The following is a 13,813-nucleotide window of genomic DNA, read 5'->3' on the forward strand; positions in this document are numbered from 1 at the left end:
AGGTGCAGGTGCCGCGTGCCATGGACCCGGCGCGCCTGGGAACACCTGATGGTTCAGGGGATGACTCAGGAGAACAGGCTCAGGAAAACAGGGTCAGCGCGCCGGTCAGCAGGGCCAGGGCGGTAATTACCAGGGAGGTCAGGACCGCCCATTTGACGGTGGCTTTCTGGAAGTCGCCGATGTCGCGGTCGACCATCCCCACCAGCAGCAGGGTCGAGGCCACCAGCGGGCTCATCAGGTGCACCGGCTGGCCGAGGATCGAGGCCCGGGCGATCTCCAGCGGATCGATGCCATAGGCCGCCGCGGCATTGGCGAGGATCGGCACCACGCCGAAGTAGTAGGCATCGTTGGACAGCACGAAGGTCAGCGGCATGCTGGTGATGGCCACCACCAGCGGGAACAGATGCCCCCACGACGGCGGAATCCAGTCCACCAGGGTCTGTGCCAGGGCATCGACCATCTTGGTACCGGAGAAGATCCCGGCAAAGATGCCGGCGGCGAACACCAGCAGCACCACCGTCATGGCATTGCCCGAATGGGCGAGGATCCGCTCTTTCTGCATCTCCAGTTGCGGGTAGTTGATCATCAGCGCCAGCACGAAGCCGATCAGGAACAGGATCGCCGAATGCATCAGGCCCATCACCAGCGCCACCATCACCGCCACCACCAGCAACAGGTTGACGTAGGCCAGCTTCGGTCGCTTGCAGGGCGTGTCTTCGACAATGGCCTTGATGTAGCAGTTGCCGCCACCGCTCTGCAGCTCGGTATTGCCGATGCGCTTGCGCTCGGCGCGGCCCAGCAGGAAGGCGCTGAACACCACCCAGGCCGCACCGCCGATCATGGTCGGCAGCAACGGCACGAAGTACTCACCGGCATCCAGCCCCAGGGCGGCGATGGCCCGGGTGGCCGGACCGCCCCAGGGGGTCATGCCGCTCATGATGCTCAGGGACAGCATGGCGATGGTGGCGAGGATCATCGGGTTCATGCCGATGCGCTTGTACAGCGGCAGCATCGCCGCGCAGGTGATCATGTAGGTGGTGGTGCCGTCGCCGTCCAGGGCCACCAGCAGCGACAGCAACGCGGTGCCGACGGCGATCTTCACCGGGTCGCCGTTGACCCGCTTGAGGATCTTGCGGATCAGCGGGTCGAACAGGCCCGCGTCGATCATCAGGCCGAAGAACAGAATCGCGAACAGCAGCAGCGCCGCAGAGGGGGCGACCATTTTCAGGCCGTCGAGCATCATTTTTCCGGTGCTGCCGGCAAACCCGCCGATCACCGCGAAGACAATCGGCACCAGGGTCAGGGCAACGATCGGGGACAAGCGTTTGGTCATGATCAGGAAGGTGAACACGACCACCATGGCCAGGCCGAGTAATGCAAGCATGAGGGATTCTCTTGTTGTTATGGACAAGCATGGCCGACGCCCAGGCGCACGGCCCCCTACCCGCCAGGCGGGGCCTGGCGAGGGTTTCAACCGGGGTCAGAAACGGAAGATGGAGGGAGCCGCAAGCGGCTAGAGGTGTTTGCCGGCCTGCGCCGGCTCCCAGGCTGGGTCACTGGCCTGGGCATTGGGCGCCGCCTTGCCATCCAGGGTCTGTAGCAGCACCTGGCGATCGCAGGCGTTTTCCGACAGCGAGATCACCACCGTGGCCACGGCATTGCTGGCCAGGCTGGTGAGCGCACGGGCCTCGGACATGAAGCGGTCGATACCGATCAACAGCGCCAGGCCCGCCAAGGGGATGTCGTGGATCACCGTCAGGGTCGAGGCCAGGGCGACGAAGCCGCTGCCAGTCACTCCCGCCGCGCCTTTGGACGACAGCAGCATGATCGCCAGCATCGTGATCACCTGCCCCAGGCTCAAGTCGATGTTGCAGGCCTGGGCAATGAAAATCGCCGCCAGCGACAGGTAGATGGCCGTGCCATCGAGGTTGAACGAATAGCCGGTGGGCAGCACCAGGCCCACCACGCCTTTCTTGCAACCCAGGGCCTGGAGCTTTTCCAGCATGCGCGGCATCACCGGCTCGGTGGATGAGGTGCCCAGCACCACCAGGAACTCTTCACGCAGGTAGCGCAACAGCTTCCACAGGCTGAACCCATGGGCGCGACAAATACCCCCCAGCACCACGAAGACGAAGAATCCGCAGGCGATGTACAGGGTCATGATCAGCTTGGCCAGGGCGCCCAGGGAGGTGATGCCGTACTGGCCGACCGTGAAGGCCAGCGCGCCGAATGCCCCGATCGGGGCAAAGCGCATCAGGTAGGAAAAGATCTTGAACACCATGTGCGAGGCGGCTTCCAGCACATCCAGCACGGGCTTGCCGCGCTCGCCCAGGGACGACAGGGCAAAACCGCAGAGCACCGCGATGAACAGCACCGGCAGCACTTCGCCCTTGGTGAAGGCGCCGATAAAGGTCTCGGGAATGATGTGCATGAAGAACTCCACCACCCCCAGCTTCGCCGCCGACTCGGTGTACTGCGACAAGCCCTGGGTACTCAGGTGAGTGGGGTCGATGTTCATGCCCGCGCCGGGCTTGAACAGGTAGACCGCCACCAGGCCGATGATCAGGCTGACCACCGTCAACGCCAGGAACAGCAGCAGGGTCTTGCTCAGGAGGCGGCCCAGGGAACGCTTGTCGTTCATCCCGGCGATCCCGGTGACGATGGTGCAGAACACCACCGGCGCGATCATCATCTTGACCAGCCTGATGAAGGCATCGCCCAGGGGCTTGAGGGCAATGGCCTGCTGGGCCCAGAAGTGCCCGACCAGCACGCCCAGCAGCACGGCACAGATGATCTGGAAGTAGAGCGATTTAACGACTTTCATGGCATCACCCATTTTTAGAATTGTTCTGATGCGAACGACTGTCACTGCGGTGCAGGACTATCCGGCCAGGCGTTGTGACGCCGGGGCGTAGACGAAACCGGAGAACAGCCTTCGCGCGGTGCGCACCACCGAGGCGCGAATGGTCTCTCCCTGGTTGCCGGTGTAGGACAATACGATATCGATCGCGCCACTGGGGTGTTCCAGGCGCACTTGCTTCAGTTGCGTGGCTCCGCCCAGCAGTTCGGCGGCGACGCTGCCCTCGCTGACACAGGCGGTGGCCAGGCCGATGGCGCCGGTGATGGCCAGCGCGCGATGGCAGCTGTGCGGCATGAAGTAACGCGCCTGCAAGGTGCCGCCGGCCACCGCCGGCGAGATCAGCACCGGCTTGGGGATCACCTTGTCGCTGACGTCGCCCAGGCCCATGGCCAGGCCCGCCTGCAAGCGCAGGGACTCCAGCCGCCGCAGGAAGTCCTTGTCGGCGTCCAGCTCGGCCGGGGTTTCATCCCCGCGCTTGCCCAATTGACCGGCCTCGACGATCAGCAGCGGCATGGCCATGTCGATGCAAGTCACCGGTACGCCATCGATCAGGTCCCGGGTGTTCCCGGTGGGGAAGAGTTTGCCGGTCTTGCTGCCCGCGGCGTCGAGGAACGTCAGTTGCACGGGGGCGGCGGTGCCGGGCACGCCATCGATGGCGGTATCGCCTTCGTAGCTGACCTTGCCCGCCGGCGTTTGCACCAGGGAATTGACGAAGGTGCCGGTATTGAGATTGCGGATCCGCACCTGGGTCTGCTCGCCCGTGGCCTTGACCAGGCCTTGCTCGACGGCGAAGGGGCCGACCGCGCACAGCATGTTGCCGCAGTTGGGCGCGGTATCGACCCGGCGCTGGGACACCATCACCTGCACGAACAGGTAGTCGACATCGGCCTCGGGGTGCAGCGACGGGCTGACGATCGCGACCTTGCTGGTCTGCGGACTGCCACCGCCAATGCCGTCGATCTCCAGCTCATGTCCCGAGCCCATCAGGTCGAGCAGCAGCTCATCGCGCTGTTCGATGGACACCGGCAGATCCCAGGCGAGAAACACCGGCCCCTTGGAGGTACCGCCGCGCATGAGCACACAAGGAATTCGTTGCATGGACACAGACTCTTGTTAATCAATCGGGTTAATTGATGTTCTGGGCACAAGAGTGTCAGGGAATAAATCATGTTTCCAATGCAAAGATCGTAGCGATTATTGCGTTTTGCACATGATAAATCTAAGGTGAACAGCGCTGCCTTCCCACCTTCGCTTGAGACGAAAACATGGAATATGAGCTCCAGGACATAAGATCCTTCGTGAAAATCGCCGAACTCGGAAGTTTCCACGAGGCGGCCGATGCCCTGCACTTGTCCCAGCCAGCCCTGAGCCGCCGGATCAAGAAGCTGGAGGAAGGCCTGGGCACCGCCCTGCTCGACCGCACCACGCGCAAGGTCAGCCTGACCAGCGTTGGCCGGGACTTCCTGCCCAAGGCCCGGCGCCTGCTGGATGACTTCGACGACTCGATCCTCAATATCCGCGAACTGGCGGAACGGCAGATCGGCCAGGTGACCCTGGCCTGCATTCCCACCGCGGCCTTCTACTTCCTGCCGTCGGTGATCCGTCTCTACAACGAGCGCTATCCGAAAATCCGCATCCGCCTGCTCGACCTCAGCGCCAATGAAGGGCTGGAAGCCGTGCTGCGCGGCGAAGCGGACTTCGGCATCAACATGATGAGCGGGCAGCACCCGGACATCGAGTTCGTGCCCCTGGTCAACGAACCTTTCGTACTGGCGTGCCGGCGTGACCATGAACTGGCGAAAAAGGCCTCGGTCACCTGGTCGGAACTCAGCGATTACCGGCTGATCGGCGTCGGCCGCCTGAGCGGCAACCGGATGCTGCTGGACCACGCCCTGTCCGGCCTGAGCTGGCGTCCCCAGTGGTTCTACGAGGTGCAACACCTGTCCACGTCGCTGGGCATGGTCGAGGCCGGGCTCGGTGTGTCGGCCATGCCCAGCCTGGCCATGCCCGCGGCCGACCACCCGACCCTGGTGAGCATTCCGCTGAGCGAACCGGTGGTCAACCGCACCCTGGGCCTGGTCTACCGCCGCGGCGCCTCGCTGTCGCCGGCCGCGGAAAAGTTCGTGTCGATCCTGCTCGAGCAATGGCCGCATTGACGGTCGATGGTGCAGGCATGCCAGCATAAAAGCGCACGAACGCCTGCAACCTGCGCCTGACAACCTGCGGCGTATCGGCCATTAACGGCTGACTGCGCCGGCCCCAGACTTTATGCTGCACAGCCATCCCCCCATGGAACCTGCGGGCCAAACGGTTGCCTGAGGCGCAGCCGTTGTTTTCCGCGCACCACCCAATACCCGTTTCCCAGGAGTAAGCCCATGCCCCATGAAGGCAACCTGTTGCAAGCCGCTGTCGTGTTCCTGTTCGCGGCGGTGCTGACCGTTCCCCTGGCCAAGCGCCTGCAACTGGGAGCCGTGCTCGGTTATCTGCTGGCCGGAGTGATCATCGGCCCGGCGGTGCTGGGGCTGGTGGGCAACCCGCAGAGCATCAGCCATGTGTCGGAGCTGGGCGTGGTGTTGCTGCTGTTCATCATCGGCCTGGAGCTGTCGCCACGGCGCTTGTGGGTGATGCGCAAAGCGGTGTTCGGCGTCGGTTTGGCCCAGGTGCTGCTGACCGGGGTGGTGATCGGCTGCGTCGCCCTGTTCCTGTTTGGGCAGCCGCTCAACAGCGCGATCGTGCTGGGCCTGGGCCTGGCGTTGTCATCCACCGCCTTCGGCCTGCAAAGCCTGGCCGAACGCAAGGAGCTGACCAGCCCCCACGGGCGCCTGGCGTTCGCCATCCTGCTGTTCCAGGACATCGCGGCGATTCCGTTGATCGCCATGGTCCCGGTATTGGCCGGGGTCGACCACAACACCAGCAGCGCCGAAGACCTGCGCCATGGCCTGCAAGTGCTGGGCAGCATCGCCGTGGTGGTGATCGGCGGGCGCTACCTGTTGCGCCCGGTGTTCCGGGTGGTGGCGCGCACCGGCCTGCCGGAAGTGTCCACCGCCACTGCCTTGCTGGTGGTGATCGGCACTGCCTGGCTGATGGACATGGTTGGCGTGTCCATGGCCCTCGGCGCCTTCCTCGCCGGCCTGCTGCTGGCGGACTCGGAATATCGCCACGAATTGGAAGCACAGATCGAACCCTTCAAGGGCCTGCTGCTGGGGCTGTTTTTCATCAGCGTCGGCATGGGCGCCAATATCGGCCTGCTGTTCAGCGCGCCGATCGCGGTGCTGGGCCTGACCCTGCTGCTGATCGCCATCAAGCTGCCGCTGCTGTTCGTGGTCGGGCGCCTGGCCGGCGGCCTGGGGCGCTTGAGCGCGGTGCGCCTGGGCGTGGTGCTGGCGGCCGGCGGCGAATTCGCCTTCGTGGTGTTCAAGATCGGCCGCGACCAGGGCCTGTTCGAGGCGCGCCTGTATGACCTGCTGGTGCTGACCATCACCTTGTCCATGGCCGTGACCCCGCTGCTGCTCCTGGCCTGCGCGCGCTTCTTGCAGCCCAAGGCCAAGCCGCTGGAAATGCCCGCCGAATACCGCGAGATCGAAACCGACGCGCCGCGGGTGGTGATCGCCGGCATGGGCCGGATGGGCCAGATCGTCGCGCGGATCCTGCGGGCGCAGAACATCCCCTTCGTGGCCCTCGACACCTCGGTCGACACCATCGAGCTGACCCGCAGCTTCGGCGGCATGCCGGTGTTCTACGGCGACCCGATGCGCGCGGAAATCCTCAAGGCGGCCAAGGTCGGCGAGGCAGAATATTTCGTGATCGCCACCGACGATCCGCAGACCAACATCAACACCGCCGCGGTGGTGCGCAAGCTCTACCCGCACATCAAGATCATCGCCCGCGCCCGTAACCGCCAGCACGTGCACAAGCTGGTGGACCTGGGAGCCGAAGCGGTGCGGGAAACCTACTACTCCAGCCTGGAAATGAGCCGCAAGGCGCTGATCGGCCTGGGCCTGACCCACGCCCAGGCCGACTCGCGGATCAAGCGCTTCACCGCCCACGACGAACAGGTGCTCGAAGCCCAGCACGCGATCTACGACGACCACGCGAAGATCCTGCAATCGGCCCAGGAAGCCCGGGCCGAGCTGGCGCGGCTGTTCGAGGCCGACGCCGAGGACGAGCAGTCCGAAGGCGTGTTGCCGGCGCCGCGCTGAACATAGGGCCACGCGCTGTGGCCGGATTTTTTCGCGAGCAAACTCGCTCCTACAGAAACACCACGATCCCTGTAGGAGCAGCCGGTCGACGCTCGATTGCTCGCGATGGCGTCAGGCCTGATTCCATCCCCCAGGCTCCTGACACAATCTGTCAGCCCGCTGCGCTACAGTGCCCGGCGCCCCGTCCCGAATGGATACGCCGATGACCGCCACCAGCAACACCCCTGCCCTCAAGGAAATCTTCAACGCCGAACGCCTGGAACACATCGCCGAAGAAATGCTCGCGGTGTACCCGGCGTTCGACCGCCGCGGCTTTCTCGCCCACGCGAACAAGGGCCTCGCCGAGTTGTCGGTGATGCAGCGCCTGGCGCGGGTCAGCGAGAGCCTGCACGCGGTGCTGCCGGCGGACTACGAAGCCAACCTCGCCCGGCTGTACGATCTCGCCCCGCGCCTGGACAGCCGCTTCGTCTGCATGTTCCTGCCGCACTACGTGGCCAGTTACGGCGGCCATGCCTTCGAGCGCTCGATGGCGGCGCTCAAGTATTTCACCGCCTTCGGCTCCTCGGAATTCGCCATCCGCCCGTTCCTCGCCAGCGACCTGTCGCGCACCCTGGCGGTGCTGCAGGACTGGGCCCGGGACGACAACGAGCATGTGCGCCGCCTGGCCAGCGAAGGCAGCCGCCCGCGCCTGCCCTGGTCGTTCCGCCTGGAGCGGATCCAGGCCGACCCGACCCTGGCTGTGCCTATCCTCGAATGCCTCAAGGCCGACCCCAGCCTGTACGTGCGCAAGTCGGTGGCCAACCACCTCAACGACATCAGCAAGGACCATCCCGACTGGCTGCTGGGGTTGCTCGAAGGCTGGCCGCTGGATAACCCGCACACCGCCTGGATCGCCCGCCATGCCCTGCGCAGCCTGATCAAGCAGGGCCATCGCCGGGCGCTGGCGATCGTCGGCGCCGGGCATGCGCCGCAGGTGACGCTGCATGGCCTGCGGGTCGAGCCGGCGGTGATACGCCTGGGCGAACGGATCAACCTGTCCTTTGCCCTGGAGTCCACCGCCGACGCCAGCCAGCGCCTGGTGGTGGATTACGCCATCGACTACGTCAAGGCTTCGGGCGGCACCCGCGCCAAGGTGTTCAAGCTCAAGGCCTTCACCCTGCCGGCCAAGGCCCGGGAGCAACTTGGCCGCGCCCAGCACATCCGCGAACTGAGCACCCGCCGCCACTATCCCGGGCGTCACGAGCTGCATATCCTGGTCAACGGCGAACGCCTGGGCAGCACGGCGTTCGAGATCCAACCCCCCGCCCCATAGCCACCGCCACCTCCCTTACAGACATACCCCCTGTAGCCGCTGCCGCAGGCTGCGATCGACCCGAAGGGGCGCGGTGTTCTCTCGGCCGCCAGAGGTCCTGCGGACCTTGCGCAGCCTTCGGCAGCGGCTACACAAAGCTACCTCCACCTCGGCCTTACAGGCATACCCTGTAGCCGCTGCCGCAGGCTGCGATCGACCCGAAGGGGCGCGGCGTTCTCATCGCCGCCGGAGGTCCTGCGGACCTTGCGCAGCCTTCGGTAGCGGCTACAGGGAGGCGCCTATCTCGTAACAAAATATTTCAGAATGCCCGGCAAAAAACAGACAGCAAAAATGCCTGGATCTTCCCGGCAATCACCAGAACTCGAACGGGCCGCAGATATGGCCTTAAGCCATACCCTGCGGGGAGAATCCCCGTGCTCCACGACGCGTTCAAAACGCCGTGGCTGGCTTTATCCCGCGTCTCCCAAGCCTGGAAAAATTCTAAAGAAACCGCTCTATCTCAAGCCTTTCACCGGGATCAATTGTCAGACAATGGTGTAAATCCGTATTGCGATAAATTATCATTTGGCGCCTCCCCCGCCAGCCACGCCCCTGGCACAGGTGATTCGACCGGTGCGACGTGGCTGATTTCAATGATTCACCCGAGGCGCTCATGTACCGTTTTCCGCTTTACCGTCCCCTGATCTGCGCCGGTCTCGGACTGCTCTCCTGGCAAGCCTTTGCTGCCTATCAACCGCAATCGGAAGCCGCCCTGGCCGCCGATTCCGAAATGGAATGCCAGTTCAACGCCGACCACAGCAGCGACTGCACCACCACCCAGCACTACACCATCCTCACTCCGGCGGGCCGGGACATGCTTTCGCGCATCGACTTCAGCTATGCCGAAACCGACGGCTTCGAACTGCGCAAGGCCGAATTCACCCAGCCGGGCGGCAAGCCCGTGGCGCTGACGCCGGCGCAGATCGATACGCGCACCGCGCCGAATCCGGAACAGGGTTTCCTGCGCGAGAAACAGACGTCCCTGGCCTTCCCCAACCTGCGGGTCGGCACCCGGCTCAGCTACACCGTGCAGCAGCACTACGCGGCCAAACCGCTGCTGGGGCAGTTCCACTCGGTGCTGCAGTTCGGCCCCAAGCCGGTGCGCCAGGACAGCTTCAAGATCACCTACCGCGCCACGCGCCCGATCGTCTGGCGCAGCGAGCAGATGGACGACTACCGTTTTACCGCCAGCAGCGACCGCAAAAAGCTGACCATCGAACAGAAGGCGCCGGTCTTCCTCAACTACATCAATGAACCCTCGATCGGCTTTATCCAGCGGGTACCACGGGTCGAACTGGGCAGCAGCACCGAGGTGCAGGACTATTTCGGCCCCCTGGCCCAGCGCTACCAGCAGATCCTCGCCGCGCCCCTGCCGCCAGCCAGCGCCAAGGCCGTGGCCGGTCTGCGCGACCTGCCGCCAGCCCGGAAAGTGGCCGGGCTGATGCAGCACATCAACGACAACTACCGTTACCTGGGCGACTGGCGCGCCACCGAGCGCGGTTACCTGCCCTTCGAGCTGAAGCAGATCGAGCAGCGCGGCTATGGCGACTGCAAGGACCTGGCGGTGCTCCTGGCCGCCATGCTCAAGGCCAGCGGGATCAAGGCCGAGACGGCCTGGGTCAGCCGCGAGAACGTTGTCGCGCCGCTGTTGATCCCCGGCACCCACGCGCCGAACCACGCCATCGTGCGGGCCGAGGTCGATGGCAAAGTGTGGTGGCTGGACCCGACCAACCCGGTGTTCGACCCGGGCCGCAGCATGCCCGACATCCAGGAGCGCTGGGCCTTTGTCAGCGACGCCAAGGGCCAGGTGCGCGAGGACTACATCCCCCTGGAAACCCCGGACACCAGCCTCGTGCTGGACAAGCAGGAGCACTTCGACAGCAACGGCCAGGCCCGGGTCAACGCGCGTATCGAATTCAGCCATATGGAGCTGATGCGGCTGATGGTCTCCGACAACCAGAACGGTATCGCCAGCAACGACCAGAGCCTGTGCGAGCGCTTCACCCGGGAACTGCGCGACTGCCAGATCAGCCGCGAGCCGACCGCCTTCGTCGCGCCCGCGAGCTACCGGATCAAAGCCTCCCTGACCGACCTCAAGCCCCTGGAAAACATCTCCGGCAACTACTTCTACAAGGCCCCGGCCCTGGAGGGCGACTGGAACTTCCTGGTCAACTACCGCCGCAACGGCCAGCTGGCGGACCTGTACATCGGCGACGCCAATACCCTGCGCTACACCTTCACCCTCTCCGGTGCCCGGCTGGACAAGGACATCAAGGCCTGCAACGTGCGCTCGCCCTGGTTCGACATGGACCTGAGCAGCGAACGGGTCAAGGGCGAGTACCGCTATCACTACCGCCTGAGCCAGAAAAAGCGCTGGCTGGGCCATGACGAAATCGTCAGCGCGCCGTTCGACGCCATGGTCAGCCAGGCCAAGGCGTGCGCCGAGCAAACGCGGCAACTGGTCCAGCTCAAGGGCACAAAGAAAGCCTGAGCCACCGCTGCGCCTGCATCGCCAGCAAGCTGGGCTCCTGCAAGTTCGGCGCCGTCCATGTAGGAGCGCAGCTTGCTCGCGATAAACGTCAACGATGACGCCTATCGCCTGGATGAACGCGTCGTTCTCTCGGCCATCGCGAGCAAGCTCGCTCCTACAAAGGCACGTCAGTGTTTGCTGCGATCAGGCCGGTTCGGCGAGCAGCAAGCCCTGCTCGGCCGCGCACAGCTCGACCACGTAATCCCACACCACCCGCAGGCGCACGGACTTGTGCAGCTCGCGGCGGGTGCTGATCCAGTAGGCGCGCTGGATGCTCTCGCCGGGCAGCAAGGGCACCAGTTGCGGATCGCCGGCGGCCATGTAGCACGGCAGCACGGCGATCCCCAGGCCGGAGCGCGCGGCCTGTTGCTGGGCGATCACGCTGGTGCTGTGGAACACCACCTGGGGGTTGCGGCAGAAGCTGGTGAGGAAAATCAGCTCCTGGCTGAACAGCAGGTCGTCGACATAGCCGATCCAGGCATGCCGCCCCAGGTCCTCGCGGCTGCGCAAGGGCGGTGCGCGGTCCAGGTAGTCCTGGCTGGCGTACAGGGCCAGGCGGTAGTCGGTGAGCTTGCGGGTCACCAGCATATCGGCGTTGGGCCGCTCCAGGTGGATGCTGATTTCCGCCTCGCGGTTGAGGATGCTGACAAAACGCGGCACCGCCACCAGTTCCACCTCCAGCCCCGGATAACGCTCGAACAGGCCGCGCATGCGGCTGGCGAGAAACATGATGCCCAGGCCCTCGGTGACGCCCACGCGGATCTTGCCCAGGGGCGCCGTGGACTGGGTGATTTCCTCCTGGGCCAGCAAGGCCACGTTCTCCATGGCCTCGGCGTGCTTGAGCAGCGCCTCCCCGGCCGGCGTCAGTTCATAGCCCTGGGCGTGCTGGACGAACAGCGCGGTGCCGAGGCTTTTCTCGATCGCCTCGATATGCCGGGCCACCGTGGCATGGGTAGTCTTCAACCGCTGGGCCGCGGTCAGCAGGCGGCCGCTGCGTTGCAGCTCGAGAAAAAACCGCAGGTCGTTCCAGTCGAACATGACTCTTCCTTGCAAATGCCAGGGGGAGCCGCTGTTTAAAAACGCACAGCGGCTGAGCAAAAACTAACATTCTTTTAACGAAAGCTAACAACTAGGATGAGCCGCAACAAGAACGATAAAACGAGGTCATGGATGCTGCCTGCCTTTGATCCCTACGACTACATAGTGGTCGGCGCCGGCCCTGCCGGGTGCCTGCTGGCCAATCGGCTGTCCGCCAACCCGGCCCACCGCGTCCTGCTGCTGGAAGCCGGTGGCCGTGACAACTACCCCTGGATCCACATCCCCGTCGGCTACCTGTTCTGCATCGGCAACCCGCGCACCGACTGGTGCTTCAAGACCGAAGCCGAACCCGGCCTGCAAGGCCGCAGCCTGAGCTACCCGCGCGGCAAGGTGCTGGGCGGCTGCTCGTCGATCAACGGCATGATCTACATGCGCGGCCAGGCCGGCGACTATCAGCGCTGGGCCGCCGACGGCAACTCCGGCTGGAACTGGCAGGACGTGCTGCCGCTGTTTCGCAAAAGCGAAAACCACTTTGCCGGCGACTCGCAATTCCACGGCGCCGCCGGCGAATGGCGGGTCGAGCGCCAGCGCCTGTCGTGGCCGATCCTCGATGCCTTCCGCAACGCCGCCGAACAGAGCGGCATCGCCAGCGTCGACGACTTCAACGGCGGCGACAACGAAGGCTGCGGCTACTTCCAGGTCAACCAAAAAGCCGGGGTGCGCTGGAACGCCGCCAAGGCCTTCCTCAAGCCGATCCGCCAGCGGCCCAACCTCACGGTGCTGACCGGGGTCGAGGTCGATCGCGTGCTCCTGGAAAACGGCCGCGCGGCGGCGCTCAGCGCCCGCTACCAGGGCCAGCCGCAGACCTTCAAGGCGCGTCGCGAAATCATCCTCAGCGCCGGTTCCATCGGCTCGCCGAGCATCCTGCAGCGTTCGGGAATCGGCCCCGCCGCGCTGCTGCAACGCTTGGGCATAGGCGTCGCCCACGAACTGCCGGGGGTCGGCGGCAACCTGCAGGACCACCTGCAGCTGCGGCTGATCTACAAACTGGAAAACGCCCGCACCCTGAACCAGATCGCCGGCAGCCTGTGGGGCAAGATGGGCATGGGCCTGCGCTACCTGTACGACCGCAGCGGCCCGCTGTCCATGGCGCCGAGCCAGCTGGGAGCCTTCGCCCGCTCCGGGCCGGAACAGACTTCGGCCAACCTCGAATACCACGTGCAGCCGCTGTCGCTGGAACGTTTCGGCGAACCGCTGCATGCGTTCCCGGCCTTTACCGCGTCGGTCTGCGACCTGCGCCCGCAAAGCCGCGGCCGGGTGGAAATCCGCTCCGCCGACCCGCAGGCGGCGCCGCTGATCCAGCCCAACTACCTGAGCCACCCGGAGGACCTGCGGGTCGCCGCCGACGCCATTCGCCTGACCCGACGCATCGTCGCCGCGCCGGCCCTGCAAGCCTTCAAGCCGACCGAATACCTGCCGGGGGCCGAGTTGCGCAGCGAAGAACAACTGCACGAAGCCGCCGCGCGCATCGGCACCACCATCTTCCATCCGGTGGGCACCTGCCGCATGGGCCAGGGTCCGGAGGCGGTGGTCGATGCCGAGCTGCGGGTGCATGGCATCCCCGGCCTGCGCATCGCCGATGCCTCGATCATGCCGTACATCACCTCCGGCAATACCTGTTCGCCAACGCTGATGATCGCCGAGAAAGCCGCCGAGCTGATTCTCGCCACCTCGACCAGGAGCCCTGCCGCCGAAAAACCAAGCGTCACCCCGGCCTGATCCGCACAGGAGCAGCAACGATGAGATCCATGTAGGAGCCAGCTTGCTGGCGATAA

The 13,813-nt window shown here is 65.0% G+C and carries 9 protein-coding genes; 5 read left to right on the forward strand and 4 right to left on the reverse strand.

All coding sequences use genetic code 11. From position 1 onward, the window contains the following. Positions 1-79: 79 nt before the first annotated feature. The 3 genes from BM019_RS12440 to BM019_RS12450 form a co-directional block, all read right to left on the reverse strand. Positions 80-1,384: a CitMHS family transporter gene (locus BM019_RS12440; RefSeq protein ID WP_009043298.1), complete on the reverse strand. Its 1,305-nt coding sequence runs from the start codon at positions 1,382-1,384 to the stop codon at positions 80-82. A 129-nt stretch (positions 1,385-1,513) separates the two neighbouring features. Further along, entirely contained in the window at positions 1,514-2,836 is a 1,323-nt protein-coding gene (gene dctA, locus BM019_RS12445; RefSeq protein ID WP_092418424.1) for a C4-dicarboxylate transporter DctA, read from the reverse strand. Between the two features lie 45 nt (positions 2,837-2,881). After that, complete coding sequence (locus BM019_RS12450) at positions 2,882-3,958, reverse strand: 4-oxalomesaconate tautomerase (RefSeq protein ID WP_092418425.1); 1,077 nt, start codon at positions 3,956-3,958, stop codon at positions 2,882-2,884. Positions 3,959-4,125: 167 nt separating this feature from the next. On the opposite strand from BM019_RS12450, the gene BM019_RS12455 reads away from it, so the two are divergent. The 4 genes from BM019_RS12455 to BM019_RS12470 all read left to right on the forward strand — a co-directional run bounded on the left by BM019_RS12455 (position 4,126) and on the right by BM019_RS12470 (position 10,901). Further along, entirely contained in the window at positions 4,126-5,016 is an 891-nt protein-coding gene (locus BM019_RS12455) for a LysR family transcriptional regulator (RefSeq protein ID WP_009043295.1), read from the forward strand. Positions 5,017-5,235: 219 nt separating this feature from the next. Beyond that, complete coding sequence (locus tag BM019_RS12460; protein ID WP_085531508.1) at positions 5,236-7,059, forward strand: monovalent cation:proton antiporter-2 (CPA2) family protein; 1,824 nt, start codon at positions 5,236-5,238, stop codon at positions 7,057-7,059. A 202-nt stretch (positions 7,060-7,261) separates the two neighbouring features. Continuing rightward, positions 7,262-8,371: a DNA alkylation repair protein gene (locus tag BM019_RS12465; protein WP_092418426.1), complete on the forward strand. Its 1,110-nt coding sequence runs from the start codon at positions 7,262-7,264 to the stop codon at positions 8,369-8,371. 652 nt (positions 8,372-9,023) lie between these two features. Next, the gene (locus tag BM019_RS12470) at positions 9,024-10,901 is read left to right on the forward strand and encodes a DUF3857 domain-containing transglutaminase family protein (RefSeq protein ID WP_092418427.1); all 1,878 of its coding nucleotides are present in this window, start codon (positions 9,024-9,026) and stop codon (positions 10,899-10,901) included. A gap of 183 nt (positions 10,902-11,084) precedes the next feature. On the opposite strand, the gene BM019_RS12475 is transcribed toward BM019_RS12470, so the two are convergent. Beyond that, positions 11,085-11,978: a LysR family transcriptional regulator gene (locus BM019_RS12475; RefSeq protein ID WP_009043291.1), complete on the reverse strand. Its 894-nt coding sequence runs from the start codon at positions 11,976-11,978 to the stop codon at positions 11,085-11,087. 132 nt (positions 11,979-12,110) lie between these two features. On the opposite strand from BM019_RS12475, the gene BM019_RS12480 reads away from it, so the two are divergent. Next, entirely contained in the window at positions 12,111-13,757 is a 1,647-nt protein-coding gene (locus tag BM019_RS12480; RefSeq protein WP_092418428.1) for a GMC family oxidoreductase, read from the forward strand. The last annotated feature ends 56 nt before the right edge of the window (positions 13,758-13,813 follow it).

Source organism: Pseudomonas sp. NFPP07, from assembly GCF_900115645.1.
Taxonomy (GTDB): domain Bacteria; phylum Pseudomonadota; class Gammaproteobacteria; order Pseudomonadales; family Pseudomonadaceae; genus Aquipseudomonas; species Aquipseudomonas chlororaphis.